Source organism: Pseudoalteromonas sp. NGC95, assembly GCF_015864705.1.
Taxonomy (GTDB): domain Bacteria; phylum Pseudomonadota; class Gammaproteobacteria; order Enterobacterales; family Alteromonadaceae; genus Pseudoalteromonas; species Pseudoalteromonas arctica.
In genome coordinates this window covers 21,466-41,928 of the sequence record NZ_JADYWR010000023.1, presented here as the reverse complement: position 1 = coordinate 41,928, position 20,463 = coordinate 21,466, and the positions used below count along the sequence as shown (strand labels likewise).

Annotated in this window: 20 protein-coding genes; 8 read left to right on the top strand and 12 right to left on the bottom strand. The window is 40.5% G+C overall.

The features are described from left to right. From cysD to cysQ, 5 genes are read left to right on the top strand one after another with little or no spacing between them, the layout of a single operon-like run. On the top strand, positions 1-900 hold the full coding sequence (gene cysD, locus I6E70_RS17190) for a sulfate adenylyltransferase subunit CysD (protein ID WP_008133447.1): 900 nt from the start codon (positions 1-3) through the stop codon (positions 898-900). Beyond that, complete coding sequence (gene cysN / locus I6E70_RS17185; protein ID WP_007580108.1) at positions 900-2,324, top strand: sulfate adenylyltransferase subunit CysN; 1,425 nt, start codon at positions 900-902, stop codon at positions 2,322-2,324. Before cysD ends, cysN begins: the two co-directional genes overlap by 1 nt. A gap of 31 nt (positions 2,325-2,355) precedes the next feature. Then, a complete protein-coding gene (locus I6E70_RS17180) occupies positions 2,356-4,080 on the top strand; it encodes an SLC13 family permease (RefSeq protein ID WP_010555007.1) in 1,725 nt (574 codons plus the stop codon). Between the two features lie 32 nt (positions 4,081-4,112). After that, entirely contained in the window at positions 4,113-4,706 is a 594-nt protein-coding gene (gene cysC / locus I6E70_RS17175; protein WP_197189269.1) for an adenylyl-sulfate kinase, read from the top strand. A gap of 9 nt (positions 4,707-4,715) precedes the next feature. Then, positions 4,716-5,486, top strand: coding sequence for a 3'(2'),5'-bisphosphate nucleotidase CysQ (gene cysQ / locus I6E70_RS17170; protein ID WP_197189268.1), 771 nt, complete (start codon positions 4,716-4,718; stop codon positions 5,484-5,486). A 56-nt stretch (positions 5,487-5,542) separates the two neighbouring features. On the opposite strand, the gene I6E70_RS17165 is transcribed toward cysQ, so the two are convergent. Both I6E70_RS17165 and I6E70_RS17160 read right to left on the bottom strand, forming a co-directional pair. Then, complete coding sequence (locus tag I6E70_RS17165) at positions 5,543-5,983, bottom strand: DUF6979 family protein (protein WP_197189267.1); 441 nt, start codon at positions 5,981-5,983, stop codon at positions 5,543-5,545. Between the two features lie 340 nt (positions 5,984-6,323). Further along, positions 6,324-7,121 (bottom strand): alpha/beta fold hydrolase, encoded by a 798-nt coding sequence (locus I6E70_RS17160; RefSeq protein WP_197189266.1) that lies wholly within the window; start codon positions 7,119-7,121, stop codon positions 6,324-6,326. Positions 7,122-7,569: 448 nt separating this feature from the next. On the opposite strand from I6E70_RS17160, the gene I6E70_RS17155 reads away from it, so the two are divergent. Next, entirely contained in the window at positions 7,570-8,859 is a 1,290-nt protein-coding gene (locus I6E70_RS17155) for an aromatic amino acid transport family protein (RefSeq protein ID WP_007580094.1), read from the top strand. A gap of 130 nt (positions 8,860-8,989) precedes the next feature. Next, positions 8,990-10,333 carry a M24 family metallopeptidase gene (locus I6E70_RS17150; protein ID WP_197189265.1) on the top strand — a complete coding sequence of 448 codons (1,344 nt, stop codon included), beginning with the start codon at positions 8,990-8,992 and terminating at the stop codon, positions 10,331-10,333. Between the two features lie 53 nt (positions 10,334-10,386). Here I6E70_RS17150 and speD read toward each other — a convergent pair whose 3' ends face one another. From speD to I6E70_RS17110, 8 genes are all read right to left on the bottom strand, one after another. Beyond that, entirely contained in the window at positions 10,387-11,199 is an 813-nt protein-coding gene (gene speD, locus I6E70_RS17145; RefSeq protein ID WP_007376266.1) for an adenosylmethionine decarboxylase, read from the bottom strand. Between the two features lie 88 nt (positions 11,200-11,287). Beyond that, the gene (locus I6E70_RS17140; RefSeq protein ID WP_002958863.1) at positions 11,288-11,701 is read right to left on the bottom strand and encodes an OsmC family protein; all 414 of its coding nucleotides are present in this window, start codon (positions 11,699-11,701) and stop codon (positions 11,288-11,290) included. 86 nt (positions 11,702-11,787) lie between these two features. After that, positions 11,788-12,135 carry a DUF3802 family protein gene (locus I6E70_RS17135; protein ID WP_007580087.1) on the bottom strand — a complete coding sequence of 116 codons (348 nt, stop codon included), beginning with the start codon at positions 12,133-12,135 and terminating at the stop codon, positions 11,788-11,790. A gap of 132 nt (positions 12,136-12,267) precedes the next feature. Beyond that, positions 12,268-13,737 carry a succinylglutamate-semialdehyde dehydrogenase gene (astD, locus tag I6E70_RS17130; RefSeq protein ID WP_197189264.1) on the bottom strand — a complete coding sequence of 490 codons (1,470 nt, stop codon included), beginning with the start codon at positions 13,735-13,737 and terminating at the stop codon, positions 12,268-12,270. A gap of 15 nt (positions 13,738-13,752) precedes the next feature. Beyond that, a complete protein-coding gene (astA, locus tag I6E70_RS17125; RefSeq protein WP_007580083.1) occupies positions 13,753-14,769 on the bottom strand; it encodes an arginine N-succinyltransferase in 1,017 nt (338 codons plus the stop codon). An 85-nt stretch (positions 14,770-14,854) separates the two neighbouring features. Beyond that, positions 14,855-16,060, bottom strand: a complete 1,206-nt coding sequence (locus I6E70_RS17120) for an aspartate aminotransferase family protein (RefSeq protein WP_197189263.1) — start codon at positions 16,058-16,060, stop codon at positions 14,855-14,857. 379 nt (positions 16,061-16,439) lie between these two features. Then, the gene (locus I6E70_RS17115; RefSeq protein ID WP_024593401.1) at positions 16,440-17,600 is read right to left on the bottom strand and encodes an HDOD domain-containing protein; all 1,161 of its coding nucleotides are present in this window, start codon (positions 17,598-17,600) and stop codon (positions 16,440-16,442) included. Positions 17,601-17,643: 43 nt separating this feature from the next. Further along, complete coding sequence (locus I6E70_RS17110; protein WP_101164425.1) at positions 17,644-18,225, bottom strand: anthranilate synthase component II; 582 nt, start codon at positions 18,223-18,225, stop codon at positions 17,644-17,646. 551 nt (positions 18,226-18,776) lie between these two features. Here I6E70_RS17110 and I6E70_RS17105 point away from each other — a divergent pair. Further along, complete coding sequence (locus I6E70_RS17105; RefSeq protein WP_007580070.1) at positions 18,777-19,019, top strand: YdcH family protein; 243 nt, start codon at positions 18,777-18,779, stop codon at positions 19,017-19,019. Between the two features lie 64 nt (positions 19,020-19,083). On the opposite strand, the gene I6E70_RS17100 is transcribed toward I6E70_RS17105, so the two are convergent. Both I6E70_RS17100 and I6E70_RS17095 read right to left on the bottom strand, forming a co-directional pair. Further along, on the bottom strand, positions 19,084-19,440 hold the full coding sequence (locus tag I6E70_RS17100; protein WP_197189262.1) for a putative quinol monooxygenase: 357 nt from the start codon (positions 19,438-19,440) through the stop codon (positions 19,084-19,086). Continuing rightward, the gene (locus tag I6E70_RS17095) at positions 19,440-20,270 is read right to left on the bottom strand and encodes an SDR family NAD(P)-dependent oxidoreductase (protein WP_197189261.1); all 831 of its coding nucleotides are present in this window, start codon (positions 20,268-20,270) and stop codon (positions 19,440-19,442) included. Before I6E70_RS17095 ends, I6E70_RS17100 begins: the two co-directional genes overlap by 1 nt. Between the last annotated feature and the right edge of the window lie 193 nt (positions 20,271-20,463).

Genomic DNA, 20,463 nt, shown 5'->3' with positions numbered 1-20,463 from the left:
ATGGCTTTAACTCACCTTCAGCAACTTGAAGCTGAAAGTATCAAAATCATGCGCGAAGTCGCCGCTGAGTTTGAGAACCCAGTAATGCTTTACTCTATTGGTAAAGATTCGTCGGTACTTTTGCACTTAGCGCGTAAAGCATTTTACCCTGCAAAAATTCCGTTTCCGTTATTGCACGTAGACACCAATTGGAAGTTTCGTGAAATGATTGAGTTTCGCGACCGTATAGCTAAAGAATACGGTTTTGACCTACTGGTACACAAAAATCCAGAAGGCATTGAAATGGGTGTAGGCCCGTTTACGCATGGCTCGGGTAAACATACCGACATAATGAAAACCCAAGGCTTAAAGCAGGCACTTAACAAATATGGTTTTGATGCTGCATTTGGTGGCGCACGCCGCGACGAAGAAAAGTCACGCGCAAAAGAACGTGTTTACTCGTTCCGCGACAAACACCACCGTTGGGACCCTAAAAACCAACGTCCTGAGCTTTGGAACACTTATAACAGCCAAGTTAATCCAGGCGAAAGCATTCGTGTTTTCCCGTTATCTAACTGGACTGAGCTTGATATTTGGCAATACATTTACCAAGAAAACATCGACATGGTGCCGCTTTACCTAGCAAAAGAGCGCCCTGTTGTTGATCGCGATGGCACCCTAATTATGGTTGACGATGAGCGTATGCCACTTAACGAGGGTGAAGTACCGCAAATGAAATCTGTACGTTTTCGTACATTAGGCTGCTACCCACTTACCGGTGCAGTTGAATCAACAGCCAGTACTTTAACCGAAATCATCGAAGAAATGCTGCTATCTACGTCATCTGAACGTGAAGGTCGTGTTATTGACCATGATTCAGCCGGCTCAATGGAGAAGAAAAAACGTGAGGGGTATTTTTAATGTCTAGCCAAAATAACGATACATTTAACGAAGTAAAAGAAATAGGCATAGACGCCTACCTAGCACGCCAACAAGACAAAAGCTTATTACGCATGCTTACGTGTGGCAGCGTAGATGACGGTAAATCAACATTGATTGGTCGCCTACTGCACGACAGCCACCAAATTTATGAAGATCAGCTAGCAGCCCTTCATAAAGATAACGAAAAAGTAGGTAACGCAGGTGAAGATCTTGACCTTGCATTATTAGTTGATGGCCTACAAGCTGAGCGTGAGCAAGGCATTACCATTGACGTAGCGTACCGTTACTTTTCAACGGCTAAGCGTAAATTTATTATTGCCGACACGCCTGGGCACGAGCAATACACCCGCAACATGGTAACGGGTGCATCAACAAGCGATGTCGCCATTATTTTGGTTGATGCGCGTTACGGCGTACAAGTACAAACTAAGCGCCATAGCTTTATTTGTGACTCGCTGGGCATTAAACAGTTTGTTGTTGCCGTTAATAAAATGGATATCGTTGATTTTGACGAAACCGTGTATGAAAAAATTAAGGCCGATTACCTTAAATTTGCTGAGCAACTTAACGTATCAAACATTAAGTTTGTGCCTATGTCGGCGCTTAAAGGCGACAACGTAGTAACACGCTCTGCACATACACCGTATTACACCGACAAGCCGCTACTAGAATTACTAGAAGATTCGCCAGCAGCCGAAACAGATACAGGCTTTGAAGCGCGCCTACCAGTGCAATATGTAGTGCGTCCTAATTTAAACTTCCGTGGTTTTCAGGGCACACTTACGTCGGGCAAGATACACGTAGGCGATGCAATAAAAGTATTACCGTCGGGTAAAACATCAAGCATTAAAGAAATTGTTACCTTTGATGGCAATTTAGATAGTGCTGAAGCAGGCCAAGCAATTACCGTTACCCTAAATAACGAAATTGATATTAGCCGAGGCGACGTAATAGTACCTGCAAATTCAACGGCCGTTGTTACTAACCAGCTGCAAGCTAAAATTGTGTGGATGCATGAGTCGCCATTAGTATTAGGTAAAAGCTATAACCTAAAGCTAGGCAGCAAAAACACTTCAGCTATTGTTACAAAAATTGATTACACAATTGATGTGAACACGCTTGAACATGGCACTAGCGACTCACTGCAGTTAAACGAAATTGCGATTGTAACACTTGAACTAACCGAAACTATTTTGGCAGACGAGTACCACAGCAATCACGAAACAGGCTCGTTTATCCTAATCGATCGCTTATCAAACCTAACGGTTGCTGCGGGCATGATTGAACAAGTACTGCAAAGCCAAGCACAGCAAAGTAACTTTAGCGAATTTGAAGTTGAATTTAACAGCTTAGTACGCAAGCACTTTCCGCATTGGCAAGCGCTTGATATTTCTAAGTTATAAGTTAACTTTAGCCTGTTAGGAATTTAAAAGCATGGTAGAACAGCTCGTTTTAACAGGCATTATGCTTACCTTAGTCGGGTGCCTTTTTGGCACCCGTATTAATCCAGCATGGTTATTTGTAAGCGCCATTGGCACCAGCTACTTAGCAGGGCTAATCGATCTTGAAAGCATGTTGATTAATTATGCTAACCCGTCGCTTATCACCTTAGTACTATTGGTGTTAGTGTCGACCGCAATAGAAAAAACCACCCTAATTCAAAAGTTAGCGCAATCGCTATCTAAAGGTAGTTTAGTAAAATCGGTAACAAAATTGGGGTTATCAACCGCCTTTTTATCGTCGTTTACTAACAATACCGCCGTTGTTGCATCGCTTATTACCGCGATAAAAGACAACCCTAATCACTCCCCTTCAAAGCTATTATTACCGCTGTCGTACACTGCTATTTTGGGCGGCACTATTACGCTTATTGGTACATCAACCAACTTAATCGTCAATGGCTTTGCAGTCGATGCGGGCATGGAACCACTGGGCTTTTTTGACTTTACCTTAGTGGGTTTAGGCGCGTTAAGCGTAGGCCTAATTACCATTTTAGTGATGCTTAAATACTTACCCGACAACGGTAAAAGCGACCAAGAAGTCGTGCCTTTTTACCTAGAAGGCAAAGTACAAGCAAATTCAAAATTAATAGGCCAAACCGTTGAAGAAAATGGCCTGCGTGATTTAAAAGACTTATTCCTCGCTGAAATCATTCGCGATGGCAGCCGCATTTGCGCAGTCACCCCGCAGCAAATTATTCAAAAAGACGACGTGCTGCTGTTTGTAGGTGACATAAAATCGGTGCCATTACTTACCCGTTTCGACGGCCTAAAAGTAGTGCACGAGAATCATCAAAAAGACATAGAACACTTAGTAGAAGTAGTTGTAAGTCAGTCTTCAAAATTTATAGGTAAAACCGTAAAAGAAGCCCGCTTTAGAGAACAGTTTCATGCAGCCGTTATTGCCATTCGCCGTGGTCACGACCGCTTACAAGGCGGCCTTGGGCAAGTGCAATTACAAGCTGGCGACTCGCTTATACTCGCACCAGGTAAAAACTTTTACACCTTGCCTAATTTAAAGCGCGAATTTGTGTATATTTCAGGGTTTGACTTGCAAGCCCACCTTGCACCTAAGCAATCAAATATTGTGCTACTAAGCTTTGCCGCAGTACTGGGTTTAAGCATTATTGGCATAGTGCCGCTGGTTAAAGGCTTATTAGTATTACTGATTGGCTTAATGCTCAGTGGCACCATAAAACTTAACGAAGTAAAGCGCCGTTTTCCTATCGAGTTACTCGTAGTCGTAGGCAGCGCCATTGGCCTTGCCAAGTTAATGATAGGCACCGGACTTGCTGGGCAAATATCCGACGCCATGTTTATGGTACTTGGCGATTTTGGCCCTTACGGCGCATTTATTGCCATATTTTTAATGACCGTATTATTTACCGAGCTTATTACTAATAACGCAGCAGCTGCCTTGTCGTTCCCTGTTGCTTACTCGCTCGCGGTTGGTTTTAATGTAGACCCGCTACCATTTATTATGGCGGTTGCCTTTGGCGCATCAGCCAGCTTTATATCGCCATTTGGGTATCAAACTAATCTAATGGTTTATAGCGCGGGTAACTATCGCTTAAAAGATTACATAGTGATGGGCTTACCCCTTTCTATTATTTATTCAATCACGGTATTAACCTTGATTCCGCTGGTATTTCCGTTTTAATACCTGCGCTCACAGCATAAGAGACTCTCACTATGAATGAAAATATAGTTTGGCATAACTACGCAACTACAAAAGCACAGCGTAGTGAGCAAAAAAAACATAAGCCCGCTATTTTATGGTTTACCGGCTTTTCAGGCTCTGGCAAAAGCACCGTAGCAAACGCACTAGAAGCGGCGCTTAATCAGCAAGGTACGCACACTTACCTACTCGATGGCGACAACGTACGCCACGGTTTATGTAAAGACCTAGGCTTTAGCGACGAAGACCGCATTGAAAACATACGCCGCGTAGGCGAAACCGCTAAATTAATGACCGACGCTGGCTTGTTAGTACTTACTGCGTTTATATCGCCTTTTAGAGCCGAGCGCGACATGGTGCGCAACTTAGTAGACGAAGGCGAATTTATTGAAGTATTCATCGATACCCCACTGGATGTATGCGAAAGCCGCGATCCAAAAGGCTTATACAAAAAAGCCCGCGCTGGAGAGATAAAACACTTCACTGGTATCGATTCAAGCTACGAAGTGCCAAACAATCCAGAAATAATTTTAGATACAAGTAAAAACACCCTAGACCAATCGGTTACACAACTGATAACGTATCTAAAACAAAAGCACATAATATAGGTTAACCCCATGAATCAAACCGAACTGCTAGAAGAAACCCTCATCCTTGCCCGCAAAGCAGGCCAAGCGATAATGGGAATTTACGAAAAGGACTTTAACGTTGAGTACAAAGCCGATGAAAGCCCCGTAACCGACGCCGATTTAGCAGCTCATAAACTGATTGTGGCAGGGCTTCAACAGCTCACACCCGACATTCCAATACTCAGTGAAGAAAACGCCGACATAAGCTGGGATGTACGCCAAACGTGGAAAAGCTACTGGTTAGTTGACCCAATCGACGGCACTAAAGAATTTATTAAAAAGAACGGTGAATTTACCGTAAACATCGCTCTAATTAAAAACGGCACTCCTATTTTAGCCGTAGTAGATGCACCTGCCCTTGGCGTATCGTACTTAGCCGCCGAAGCCATTGGCGCATTTAAAGATAAAGGCGATGAGCGAATTGAGCTTAAGGTAACTACCAAACCTAACAAAGGGTTAATTCGTGTTGTAGGCAGCCGCTCGCACCCATCTCCCGATTTAGCCGAGTTTGTAAAACGCTTTGACGAGGTTGAAATGGTGTCTAAAGGCAGCTCACTAAAACTGTGTTTAGTGGCTGAGGGCAGCGCCGATATTTACCCGCGCTTAGGTCCAACGTGTGAATGGGATACGGGTGCTGGCCATGCAATCGCCGAAATAGCCGGTGCTAAAGTCACTAAGCTTGATGGCAGCCCGCTTATTTATAACACCAAAGATGAATACTTAAATCCGTATTTTATTGTTTCGGCTTTAGAGGGATAAGAGTAGCTTTGAGTGGTTAGCTATCAGTTGTCAGCAAGACAAGTGATAGCTTTAGCTTATTGTTGAACAATTTTATTCAAATGCCATAGTTTAAATGCTAATTTTATAGCACCTTGATCTGAGTTAGGAGCTGAACCAAACTGCTTATCGAATTTGCAATGGACAGCTTTTACAAGCGAACTAAGTTCAATACTATTATTTTGTTTTAGTTCATCAATAGCCATAAGAGCATAAACGCCATTTACAGAATCATTCTCTATAACCTCCTGAAATGAGACTGTTTTATAATTTTCATCATATCCTGCAATTCTCCCGTTTTGATATAACACTCTCGCGGCGTTCTTTGGGCAAGATTTCTTTCCACTTTCTAAACTTTGGCCACCTAAATCCTTATAGGTATTTATCCACGCTTTATTCCAAGGCTCATTATTTTTAACCTTTGCGATTGTTCCTTCAAGCCAATCATTCAGGCTTATTCCAAACATATCCCCACTCATGTAAGTCACTCCTAATTAGTGGCACTAATAGCTTCTCGTGAAAAGCAATACCTCCAAGTTTTGAGAGGTTCTTTTCCATCATTACGTGGAATATTCTTACTTTGCGAGCTTCTATTAATATCAAAGCGTGTAGGTTATTACCAATTATAAATATTATATTCGGTTTTAAGACTTGCATGACGCTATGACATATTGGGTTTATTACTTGAGTGGTAGGCATTGTTTTTAGTTTGGTACGAAAACAAAATAAGAATGGCCCGTTCTAATTTGATAAGGGTGGCTGTTTTAGTTTTATTACTAGATGCTTGCCATTAATTGAACACTTTTAAAACCGATAATCCTAACGATTTTGCTGGGCGATAAAAGCAAGCGAGTGCTGATTGAATAAGTCAGGGCGTTCCACATTGCAGACATGGCCACAATGGTGAATAGTTTGCAGTACGCTATTTTTATGACGATTAACCATTTCTTTAACAGGGCCAAGGAACATATGATCTTCCTTACCCATAATGTACAGAATGGGAATATCAATGTCTTTTTCTTTGAAATATTGCATTAAAGGATTTACGTCCATGGCTAATTTAAACCATTTTATAAACTCTTTTTGGCACAAGCGTTTTGCTTCACGAACAAACAAAAGTCGAGATTCTTTATGACGCTTTTTCGGCATCATAATAAAAGCAAATAAGCGATACAGCCACATATAAGGAAGGAAGTGTTTAAAAGTATTACCTAAATAAACCAATGTATTACTGCGCGTATTAAAACGAGTAACCGCTCCACCTAGCACCATGCTAGAAACATATTGCGGCGCAATTTCAGCAATATTTCGAATAATAATTGTGCCTAATGAAATACCAACAAAGTGTGCGCTGGTGATATTGTTATGATCTAACACATCTATGATGTCTTTAGAGACATTATTAAATGAATAATTATTATCAACAAAGTTTTGTACTAAGTTATTCGATTTTCCATGACCACGAAGATCTAGCAACAACACATTATATTCTTTTTTATAGGCTTTAAGCTGACGAAACCAAATTGCCGAACTACCACCTGCTCCATGGACAAATACAACCCATGTTTTACTGGTTTCGTGCGCAAAAGTAGTATGGAAAAGAATGTCTTTGCTCATTGCAGTTAGTGGCCTATTTACTTCGTTTGGCATATTCAATTACAGGAAGTATAACGGAGTTTAATAAAAATCTCTTATGAAGTTCAGATCAATGGCTTCTACTTAACAGCTTTTGAGAGCAGACTTTGATTTTTAAATGAAAACCAATAAAAATGACCTTCCCCTATTTTTACGTTATGAAAACCGCCTTCCTCGGCTTTTCTGCTAGCATGACCTGTAGCGTGTTGGGTTTCGCTTCGCTCTACCCAACCTACTCTTCAATTATAATATGGGTGTTGCCATTTAAGGCTTTTGCTCACTTTTACACCGCTGTTTAGTATTCATGACACTTACCCTCCAATTGAGTCTAATTAATTAGTCTAAAAATCTCTTCAAAACATGAAAAATGTCTCTAAAAACTATACCCTTCGGCGCAGTTATTATTTAAATAATGGATGAGCACACACACATGACAACATCTCAAGATGCAACGCTTTCAAATGCATCACCAAACACACACACAAATTCAAGCAAAAATTCAAATACAAAAACTAAATGGAACCTGCACGATACGCAGTGGACATTAAGTTTATTTGGTACCGCCGTTGGTGCGGGTATTTTATTTTTACCTATTAACATTGGTATTGGCGGTTTTTGGCCGTTAATTATTATGGCGTGTTTAGCGTTCCCAATGACCTTTTTTGCGCACCGCGGATTAGCGCGCTTTGTACTTTCATCAAAAAATAAAGATGCCGATTTTACCGACGTAGTTGAAGAGCATTTTGGTGTGACTGCGGGGCGGTTAATTTCCTTGTTGTACTTTTTATCTATATTCCCAATTTTGCTTATTTACGGTGTGGGCTTAACCAATACCGTTGATAGCTTTATGGTTAATCAAATGGGGATGGAATCACCTTCTCGCGTGCTACTTTCGGGTGTATTAGTTGCAGGTATGATTAGCTTAATGATGGGCGGCGAGCGCTTAATGCTACGTGCCTTTGCTATTTTAGTTTATCCGCTTGTGGGCATATTGTTCTTTTTATCACTTTATTTAATCCCTAGCTGGCAGATGCCAGATATGACTGTGCCTGAAATAGGCAGCTTTGGTAAAACGTTGTGGTTATCGATTCCTATAATTGTATTTTCGTTTAGCCACGCAGCGGCTATCTCAAGCTTTGTAAATGTGCAACGCGGTCATTACGGCGAACAAGCTACACGTAAGTCTGAGGCGATTTTAAAGCGCACTAGCTTGCTACTTATTACCTTTGTACTGTTATTTGTGTTCTCTTGCGTGCTGTCGCTTACAGGCGAGCAAATGGCAGCGGCTAAAGCGGCTAACGTATCGGTTTTATCCTACCTTGCTAATATTACTGATAACTCGTTTATTGCCACACTTGGGCCACTTGTTGCCTTTATTGCTATTACATCGTCGTTTTTGGGTCATTTTTTAGGTGCACGCGAAAGCTTTACAGGATTAGTAACTAAACAAACAGGCTTAAGCGCTGGCGTTACCGATAAAATTGGTGTGTTAATCATGTTTTTAGCTATTTGGTTTTGTGCTGTTAAAAACCCAAGTATTTTAGACATGATGGATCAGTTATCGGGCCCTATCATTGCGATGATTTTATTCATTATGCCAATGATTGCAGTTTATAAAGTACCTGCACTTAATAAATACCGAAATCGCTTTAGCACGCTATTTATATTAGCGGTTGGCTCGCTTGCTGTATTTGCACTTTTATACAGCATGCTTAAGTAATAAAACGGTTTATACAAAAGCCCGGCTACTTTTTAGCTGGGCTTTTTTGTGTGCTGTTTATCTCAAATTGTTTTTTTATAGTCGCTCTTCAGGCATGTTATAAATTAACTAGCCTAAAAATAAAACAATTATGCACTTTACTAAACAACTCCTACTTTATGTAAGCTTGCTAACTACGCTTGTTTTAAGCCTCTTTGTTAAAGCTGATGACGCTCCCGCTATTTTATCGATGAAAGAGCGCGCTACATTTATAGATAAAATAACTGAGCTTAGGGTTAATGCCTTAATGCCCTCATTAATGAAGCAGCACAACACTGATATGTGGCTACTTATAAGTCGAGAATATAACGAAGATCCAATATTAAAAACAATGCTGCCAGCAACATGGCTTTCAGCCAGACGCACCACTATTTTGCTATTTGCACTTAATAAACAAGGTGGTGTTGATGCTTACGCTATTGCGCCTTATAAAATAGGTAACGTATTTAAAAAAGGGTGGGATAAACAAACACAACCAAGCCAGTGGGAAGCACTCAATACACTTATTGAGCAATACAAACCTCGCAACATTGCGCTTAATACTTCTACCGACTGGGCACATGCCGATGGCCTTGTGCTAGGCGATTACAAAACATTAATGGCTAACTTGCCCGCCACTTATCACAATAAAATAATTTCTGCAGAGCCGCTTGCTGTTGCGTGGTTAGAGCAACGCATTCCTGAAGAAGTTAAAATGTATAAACATATCGTCGCTATTGCCCATCATATTATTGCAGAGGGGTTTTCGGGTAAAACAATTACGGTTGGTGAAACAACTAACGATGACTTGGTATGGTGGTTTAGAGAGCGCGTAAAAGAGCTCAAACTACAAACATGGTTTCACCCAAGTGTTGCTATTCAGCGCGCCGATGCGAAGTCGTTTAATCATGAAGAAAGCTTTACCAATGGCTACGATGATAACGTTATACAAGCCGGTGACTTACTTCATGTAGATTTTGGGATTACTTATTTACGCTTAAATACCGACACGCAGCAGCATGCGTATGTGCTCAAAGAAAACGAAACGAGTGCGCCTAGTTACTTAATTGAAGCACTAAAAAGCGGTAATAAACTACAAGACATATTTACCAATCAATTTGCGGTAGGTAAAACCGGTAATGAGGTTTTAGCTGCAGCACGAAAAGCCGCTATTGATCAGGGATTAAAACCCACTATTTATACTCATCCTATTGGCTATCATGGCCACGCTGCTGGCACTACATTAGGTATGTGGGATTCTCAGCAAGGTGTACCGGGAGATGGTGACTATCCGCTACATTTAAATACGGCTTACTCAATTGAGCTTAACAATGCGGTGTTTATAAAACAGTGGAATAAAGAAATAAGAATAATGCTAGAGGAAGATGCTATTTTTGATAAAAGCGGTGTCTGGTATTTAAATGGCCGGCAAACACAGCTATTGCTTGTAAAATAAAGTATAAAAAAATGGCGCTCACTGAGCGCCATTTTTAATTTAATTCGTTGCTATTATTCTGTATCTGGCAGGTTACGTCCATAGAATATTTCTTGCATTTCACGGGTCAGCTTTGAGCGAATTTCGTCTTCTTCGCCCTCTGATAAATCTGCCGTAGAAAGGCCGAACAAATACGTGTTTAGATCGGTTTCTTTTAACATCATTTTGGTATGGAACAGGTTTTCTTGATACACGTTCACGTCCATCATTTGGTACGCTTCTTTTGTATCTTCTGTCATGAAGTTTTGAATCGAGCTAATAGCATGATCAATGTAGTGCTTAACACCGTTTATGTCGCGGGTAAAACCACGAACGCGGTAGTCAATTGTTACTACGTCTGATTCAAGGCTATGAATTAAGAAGTTTAACGCTTTAAGTGGCGAAATAATGCCACAAGTAGACACTTCAATATCAGCACGGAATGTACAAATACCATCATCAGGGTGAGCTTCTGGGTATGTGTGTACACAAATGTGGCTTTTATCTAGGTGCGCAACAACTGAATCAGGTAATGGGCCTGGTGCTTCGTCAGCATCGTAATTTTGCTGCTCTTCTACTGGTTCTTCTGAAACCAAAATAGTTACACTTGCGCCTTGCGGTTCATAATCTTGGCGCGCTACATTTAAAATGTTAGCACCAATAATATCAACAACTTCACCTAAAATGTCGGTTAGTCTATCTGCACTGTACTGCTCATCGATATATTCAATATATTCTTTACGTTGTTGCTCGGTCTTTGCGTAACAAATATCATAAATACTAAAGCTTAAACTTTTGGTTAAATTGTTAAAGCCATGAAGTTTAAGTTTATCGAAGGGTTTGTTCATAATAAACCAACCTATAAATTAGTGGGTTCTGCACCTGCAGAATGAAAAGTTCGCGGATTTTATACGAATTTCCCTCGTGGAAAAAGCGTTATTTTGCTTGATCTTGCACAACTTCGTGGCTATGCGTAATTTCTACTGTTTTATCAAGCATTAATGCAACCGAGCAATACTTTTCAGCAGAGAGTGAAACCGCGCGTGCAAGGTGCTTTTCAGACACATTATTGCCTTTAACAACAAAGTGTAAGTTGATTTTGGTAAACACACGTGGGGCTGTTTCGGCGCGCTCTGCACTTAGTTGTACTTGTACATCTGAAAAATCTTGTTTGGCTTTTTTTAAAATACTAACCACATCAACTGATGAACAACAGCCAACTGACATTAAAACCATTTCCATTGGGCTTGGTGCTGCACTATCGCTGCCGCCATCAAACACAACATTGTGGTTAGAATTAGAACGACCAATAAACGTATCGCCTTCAACCCATTTTACATTTGCTTGCATTGTTATATCTCAAAAAAATATTTTCTTGATTGTAAGCAAGTTAGCCGTAGTTGCAAATGAAAATGCAACGCAGGGCTATAAAATGGCTAAGATTGTTGTGTTAAAGCGCTATCAAAGAGGTTTTTTACTAAACCTGCAAATTCATCTATAAAGGCATGCTGTTCAACCGTGACAGGCTGTGAGGTGATGCTGCTGAGGACTTCTTCTAAATCGTAAACAATGCCATCAACTTCGCGTACAATTTGACTACGCTGCTCTGTGTTGAGGTTTGTGTGCTGCTCGCAAATAAGCATCACATTTTGTGCAATAACGTCTTCGATTAACTCCATTACTGTTGGGGCACCTGGTTTTATTTCGCCTGGCTTCTCAAACAATGCTAAATTTTGAGTTAGATACATGATCAAATCATCGTACCCTTGCCTATCTAAAACCATTTTTGTACCACCTTTGTATAATTAATTATTTTTGATTTAAGCAGAAAGCGCTGTTGATTGCTAGCTTTGCGCGTTAGCAATACAAAAAAAGCAGCCGAAGCTGCTTTTATAATAATTAAGTAGTATTACTACTTAATCTATTTTTAAGCCTGGGCTTAGTGTTGCTGGCATAGCTACTTTTTCAAGCTCTACCGAAGCAACTGGGTATGCACAGTAATCAGCTGCGTAATACGCACTTGCTCTGTGGTTGCCCGATGCGCCAATACCACCAAACGGTGCTGCGCTTGATGCGCCAGTAATTGGGCGATTCCAGTTAACAATACCTGCACGAATACGACGTAAGAAATGGTCGTAATCTGCTGCACTGTCACTTAATAAACCAGCCGATAAACCAAAGGTTGTATCGTTTGCTTTATCAATTGCTTGGTCAAAGTCGTCAAAGCGGAATACTTTTAAAAGTGGTCCAAAATGCTCTTCATCTGGGAAGTCACTAATATTTGTACACTCAATAATACCTGGTGTTACAAAGCCAGTATTAGCTGTGTGCTCAAGCTCTACTAATACTTCACCACCAAGTTCAACAAGCTCGTTTTGCGCTTTAACCATGCCTGAGGCTGCAGCTGATGAGATCATAGAGCCCATAAATGGCTGGTCTGCATCGTCATAATTACCTACTTTAATCGCTTTAGTTGCTGTGATTAAACGCTCAAGTATCACATCGCCTTTGCTACCCGTTGGTAAAAATAGTTTACGTGCACACGTACAACGCTGGCCACTTGAGATAAACGCTGATTGAATAATATCGTGAACAACCGCTTTAGTATCTTCAACGTCAGTAATAATAAGTGGATTATTACCACCCATTTCTAGCGCTAAAATTTTGCCAGGTTGACCCGCAAACTGTTCATGTAAAATATGACCAGTACGCGAAGAACCCGTAAAGAACAAGCCATCAATCCCTTTGTGAGCAGCAAGGGCTTTACCCGTTTCTACTTCACCTTGAACTAGGTTAATTACACCGGCTGGTAAGCCTGCTTTTTCCCACAGTTTAAGCGTAAGCTCAGCAACTTTAGGAGTCAGTTCAGACGGTTTAAATACAACCGTGTTACCTGCTAAAAGCGCTGGCACAATGTGGCCATTAGGTAAGTGACCCGGAAAGTTATACGGACCAAATACGGCTACAACACCATGTGGCTTATGACGAATCATCGCACGGCCAAGTGGCATTGCGTTTTCTACGTCGCCAGTGCGCTCTAAAAATGCTTTTTCTGAAATGGCAATTTTACCAACCATAGCACCCGCTTCTGTGCGAGTTTCCCACAGTGGCTTACCTGTTTCTTGTGCAATAGTAATAGCAAGCTCTTCGCTGTTTTCTTTTAATTGCGCTGCAAATGCTTTAATTATTTCCAAGCGCTCAGTAAAGCTTTTATCAGCCCATGCATAAAACGCTTCGCGCGCTGCATTTACTGCGGTGTCTACTTGCGCCGCAGTTGCCGATGAAGCCTGCCAAATAACGTCGTTATTTGCAGGGTTTACTGAATTAAATTCTGTGCCTTGGCCTTGTGACCATTGACCATTTATAAATTGTGCAGGATGAGTCATATACTTTCTCCTAAATTAAATCGTGGTTGCACTAACAATATCGCCAGTTTGCAAATGCAGTGCATCTGCTATTTCTTGCGATAAAATAAGGCTTTTTGCGCGCTCGTCAAATGTCATTGGTGCAACGGTTGCTCTAAAATCTTCAAGCTTTTCGTTAGCTAGTAACACCATGGTGTCGCCAGTCATTTCGCCAATTTCAACGTTAAAGTGATTTGCATTACGAATAGTCGCAATGTTATCTACTTTTGCTTCAACCGTTGGGCCGCCGTCAAAAATATCTACGTAGCCATTAAACGTAAAGCCTTCGCTTTTTAATAACTCGATTGCTGGGCGAGTGTTGTCGTGTACTTTACCTATTACGGCTTGCGCATCTTTACTTAGCAAGTTTACGTAAATTGGGTATTTAGGCATTAGTTCAGCAATGAAAACCTTTTGGCCAATACCTGTTAGGTAATCGGCTGTTGGAAAATCCATTGAGAAGAAGTGCTCTTCAAGCCACTGCCAAAAAGGGCTGCTGCCGTTTTCATCAGACACACCGCGCATTTCTGCGATTACTGTTTGCGCAAAACGCTCTTGATGCTGTTTTATAAACATAAAGCGCGCTTTTGAAAGTAGCTTACCGTTACAATTTTTACGATAACCATCTTTTAAAAACAATGTGCAAAGCTCTGTAGCACCTGTGTAGTCGTTACATAGCGTTAGAATATCAACCGCTTTGTATACGTCTAATGTGCGCGAAGAGTGAATCACTTTACTTAAGTGATAATGATAAAATGCATCATCAAGCCCTACCGCAGCCTCAATTGCAGATGTTCCTACAACGTCACCGGTTTCGCTATCTTCAAGAACAAACAGGTAGCCTTCGTCACCAGGTTGTGACGTTTGTTTAGCAAAAGAGCTTACTGAATGGTCGATCTTTTTTTGCAATAGTTCTTCGTTTAATGGCAAAGACGTAAAACCATGCCCTGATTCGTGGGCAATTTTCAGTAATGCTGAATAATCATTTTGCTGGATTGGGCGAAGGATCATCATGAGTCCGCTTGCTCCCTTATAAATAACGGTAAATAGGAATTGCAGGGCAAGCAGTGCTTGCCCTTAATTGGTTGGCTTAAGTCGCTTATGCGTTTACTACGCTTGCTACTGCTTTTTCAAAGCGTGCCATACCTTCGCGAATGTCCGCATCAGGAATTACTAAAGATGGAGTGAAACGTACTACGTCTGCACCGGCAACTAATGACATAAGACCTTGCTCAGTCCCCGCCACTAAAAACTCTTTTGCACGACCTTTGTATTGCTCGTTCACTACTGCACCAATTAATAAACCTTGGCCACGGATTTCGCTAAATACGTTGTATTTTTCGTTAACCGCGCTAAGTAGTTCATTAAATAATGCGGCTTTAGCTTTCACGCCAGCCAGTACTTCAGGGGTATTTACTGTATCAAATGCAGCTTCTGCAACAGCACACGCAAGCGGGTTTCCGCCATAAGTAGAACCATGAGTACCTACTTTAAGGTGCTGTGCAATCTCAGTTGTTGTGATCATAGCGCCAATAGGGAAACCGCCGCCAAGTGCTTTAGCTGAAGTTAAAATATCAGGTACTATGTTTAAGCCTTGGTATGCGTATAAATCGCCAGTACGGCCAACACCTGTTTGAACTTCATCAAAAATAAGCAGTGCGTTATGTTTAGTACATAAATCGCGAACGCCTTGAGCAAACTCGTCAGTTGGTGAAACAATACCGCCTTCACCTTGAAGAGGTTCCATCATTACGGCACATGTTTTGTCGCTGATAAGCGCTTCAAAAGCAGCTAGGTCGTTGTAATCACAATGTACAATGTCGCCAGGCTTAGGACCAAAACCATCTGAATATGCAGCTTGACCACCCACAGTTACTGTAAAGAATGTACGACCGTGGAAACCTTTGTTGAACGCGATGATTTGTGATTTTTCTGCGCCAAACTTATCAAGTGCAAAACGACGCGCTAATTTAAGCGCTGCTTCGTTTGCTTCTGCGCCTGAGTTGGCAAAGTAAACTTTTTCAGCAAATGTAGCATCAACCATTTTTTTAGCTAGGCGAAGTGCCGGCTCATTGGTCATTACATTTGATAGATGCCAGATTTTTTCGCCTTGCTCTTTTAATGCGCCTACTAATGCAGGGTGGCAATGGCCAAGACAGTTAACTGCAATACCACCAGCAAAGTCGATAAACTCTCGACCTTGTTGATCCCATACGCGAGAACCTTCGCCTCGAACAGGAATTACGCTTGAAGGTGCGTAGTTAGGAACCATTACGTGATCAAATAATTCGCGATTGACTGTCATTTTATTTCCTCTTAATTGTGAGCAACACAAAACATCAAAATAGGTGTTTGGTTAATATTTGTAACCAACTTTATAGGCAAGATCAGTAACCTGATAATTGCGCAAAATTGCTTTGTGGTTCAATTTTCAGACGCACATTATTTCAGAATTACTTATATCTGTCTCGTTAAAAACTTTCATGTATCCCTTGAAAATAAAGGGCTAAAGATATTATTTCATAGATAGTGAATAACTATTTGCATAGCTATTTATGCTTATTTTTAAACAACTAACCGCATGAGCACCAAGGCGCGCATGCTTTAATCGGCAAATATGCAATATAACAATAGAGTGAGAATGAATGGTTAGTCGCAAAAAAATTAACAAAAAATTCAGATTTTTAGTCAATTTGAATAGCTAAATTGGTAAAATTACTCGATTGGAGGGTTTTTAGTTCCGTTTTAGTGAACTTAAAGTACGAAAACCAGCTTAGAGTTTCATCAGGCTCAATAAGTTGATGCTCTTTTAAATTAAGATATTGAGAGTAGCAACGTGCCTTTAGCATTACTTCTGTTAATGGCAGTAATGTATCGCCTTTATCTACCCCATTTACTAGCTGCTGCATTACACCTTTAAACGGTAAATATTTAAAAGCCATTTTGTCTATTACTTTGGCGCTTACTTCTATCGACTTATTGCTAAGTAGAGTGGTTAAAAATAGCGGGTCGGGCTGTAGCTCTAATAATGCGGTGTGTAAATCTTTTTGGTTTTCATTTCGGGCTAACTGCACTTTGCGTTGCCATACTTTCTCAAACGTTTTTAAGTACAAGCGCACTAATGCAATTCGTCCTACATCTAAAAGCATTCCAAGGGTAAATGCATGTACGTCATTCACATTATTAATTTGTGCAATTTTTTGCGCTGCAATCGCGTTTGCCATCGCGCTGTCGCGTAGCCGGCGTTTTAATAATGAAAATGGTTCGGTGCTATGTGGCATCCAATGACGAGCAGCAAATGTAGGAATCACTAGCTGTAAGTTATCAAGGCCAATATAACGAAGGGCAAGCGATGGTTTATCTACTTTTACAGACGTGTTTTTACTACGCTGATTACGATAGTAAGGTAAATTAACGAGCGTTACTAACTCTCTACCCAACCAGCTTATATCATTAACTAGTGGCTCTAAACGCCCTACCGAAGCTGACTTTACAGCTAATATGTCGAGTATATTGGCAATGCCATCTTCAATACCTATAGTACTGTGAATTACGCCATCTATATCTTCGAGCTGCTTATATATAGCTGTTTCAATTGTTTTGTGTAGTTGCTCACTCGCTTGAGCGCGGTACTTATGATGTGCAGTACTGCTTTGCTGGCGTTTATTCTGTGCGGCCACTTCAACCTGAAGCAAAGTGCGTTGCTTCATGGGTTCGCCGTAATCTATATCTAATGTATGGATGAAACCAATTTGCTGATGCGCAAAGCTGTGCCCAAGCAATAAGTCATGAGCCCGTTGGCTTAGTATTTTGGCAGTACGCTGCTGGGCTACAAGTTCAGTCATGACATCCATTAATAAAGTATTAAATGCTCTTTGTATTATAACATTAGAAGCGAGTTAAAAAGTTATCAAGCAGTTCTAAGCCTTGATCAGTTAGAATAGCTTCGGGGTGAAACTGCACACCTTCGATTGCTAGTTCTTTATGAAGTAACCCCATAATTTCGTCAAACTCGCCTTGCTCAGTCTGAGTCCATGCGGTTACTTCAAGTTCTTTAGGTAGAGTTTGTGCTTTAACCACTAAAGAATGATAACGACACACTGTTAATGGGTTAGCTAAACCTTTAAACACACCTTTGTTAGTGTGAACTATGGGTGATGTTTTACCGTGCATTACTTTTTTAGCACGTATTACATCACCCCCTAAAGCTTGCGCGATAGTTTGATGCCCCAAGCAAATTCCTAAAATAGGATATTGCCCTTTTAGTTGCTCAACAACATTTAACGAAATACCCGCTTCGTTAGGCGTGCATGGCCCCGGCGATAACACGATGTGTTTCGGGTTCAACTGTTTTATTTGTGCAATGCTTAGCTCGTCATTACGTTTCACTAAAACGTCTTGATCTAAACGCTGAAAATATTGCACTAAGTTGTAAGTAAACGAGTCGTAGTTGTCGATCATCAACAGCATTACACAACAAACCTTATAAATTATTGACCACTTACTTCACACAAGTGGTACTAAGCACTGCATTCTACCACTATTAATTAACCAACATAAATTAGCAAAAAGCGTTAAAAATTAACTATTTTAGCTAAAATGCTTAAAAGCCTTTAGCAGGTAATGGTTTACTTAACCTGAACTTTGGTTAAGAGATTTACTAACGTATTGAATCATGATGATGTTTAAATTTATTTTCTCTAGCCAGAGATTCATTGCAGCTTGAGCAATAATATCGAATCCTAAGCTTTTCACGAGCAGTTAATACTCCTATTTAGGCTGTATACCCCAACAATAAATTATTGACCTCTAAAGTACGTGCGTTTATTGATCGCTCTATTAAATACTTTGGTGAAATACCTTACTGAGCAAAATAAACAGATTGTTTGCGCTACATCAAATTAACGGCTCGATGGTTGAATTATATCTATGTAAGCCCCAGTGTATTATATGAAAGGCAGTAATTCACTTATACAACTCACTTACTTGTGAGCTCATTTATATCCTACTAAGGAGCGAATATGTTAGGCGAAGACCACTCATTAACAAATGACTTTCCAGAGTACTTAAAGACCATTGCCGAGTTAAATGAAAGCGATACTGAATTTGCAAAAAAAGCAGATAAGTACGACAAGCTAGATAAAGAGATTAGAGTGTTAGAGCTCAAAGATGCGCCCATAAGCGATGAGCAAATGCATCAACTAAAACACGAACGTACAGAATTAAAAGATTGGCTATACGAGCGCTTGCAGCAAGAGCAGTAATGCAACTAAAAAAAAAGAGCTCACTGATGAGGTGAGCTCTTTAGATCAACAATGGGTATTTTCTCTAAAACTTTACAAAGCCACCCACAGGTTTCATAAATACACTGCTTGGGCCTGCAAAGGTTTGTGCAAACTCTTCTGATAATTGACTAAATACCGTTACTTTATCCATATCAACTACGCTTAAAAATAGTGGGCCACTTTCGCCCCAACCAGCAAGATGCGCTTTAGCAGCACCTTCATCTTGGTAACGCTCGTAAATATGTACATTGCACTTGTCTTCACTTACTGTCCACTCATACATTAAAGTGCCCGCTTCACTTTTAGCCAAAGTAACTAACTGTGCCATTACCAGTAAAAACTCATCGTATTTACCTTCTTTAATTTGGCCTTGTACTGTCCAGGTAACATGATTTTTCATTATGCTTTGCCTAATTTAAGCTGTGCTAAAATACTGTCTAACGTATCTACTAGTTGTTGATTTTTAGCATTATCAAGTGCATCAACATGAGGAGGCGCAAAGCGTCCTGTATCGTTATCAAAATACAGGCCTGCGGCATCTTTAAATTCATCACTAAGCGCTGCGCGACAAAAAATATTTGCGCCAATTTTTAAATCCCCACCATCTATACCGTAAGCGTCTTTTACCATTTTGCTTCCCAGTAACGATTTAGGGTTTACCGATACAACTAATGGCCCAGTATCTTTAAGCTCAAGCCCTAAATGACGCGACCACATAGTAATAGCCAATTTACTTTGTGCATAAGCCGCACTATCAGAAAGTTCAGTGTTACCTATAAGTGCATTTAAGTTAACGCTTGATTGCGCAGCTGATGACACATTAACCACTCGCGAATCATGACCAAGGACAGGTAACAATAGTTTTGTAAGAAGATATGGCGCAATCGTGTTTACAACAAAGCGAGCATCAAGGCCGTCAATTGTTGTAGCATCAACTAATTGATAAACGCCTGCATTATTAATAAGTACGTCAAGCTGGTTATTATTTTCGGCCAAGTCGGCTAATACATTTTTTGCCAAAGTTTGAACTTGGCTCATATCGCTTAAATCAGCAATATAAGTATGTGTACTTGCATTTGGGTATTGCTCGGTTAAAGCTGTTTGTAGCGCGCTGAGCTTTGCTTGGCTGCGGCCATGTAATAATACAGTGTGGCCTTGTGCTAATAATATCTTTGCGGTTTCTAGCCCAATGCCATCGGTTGCGCCGGTAAGTAAAATTATTTTGTTCATGTTGATCTCTCCTTACTTTATTTTCGCTATATTAGCACCCCGACTTACTGCTGATAATTAGGCCAATAGTTGAATCAGTTTATAGAATTAATTGATAAAGCTAAGCCTATGTTAGTTAATATAAAAGCATTCCTTTAAAAGGCAGGTAAGTGTTTAAGCTGAATGTTTTTTATGCTTTTATTTGAATTACCCA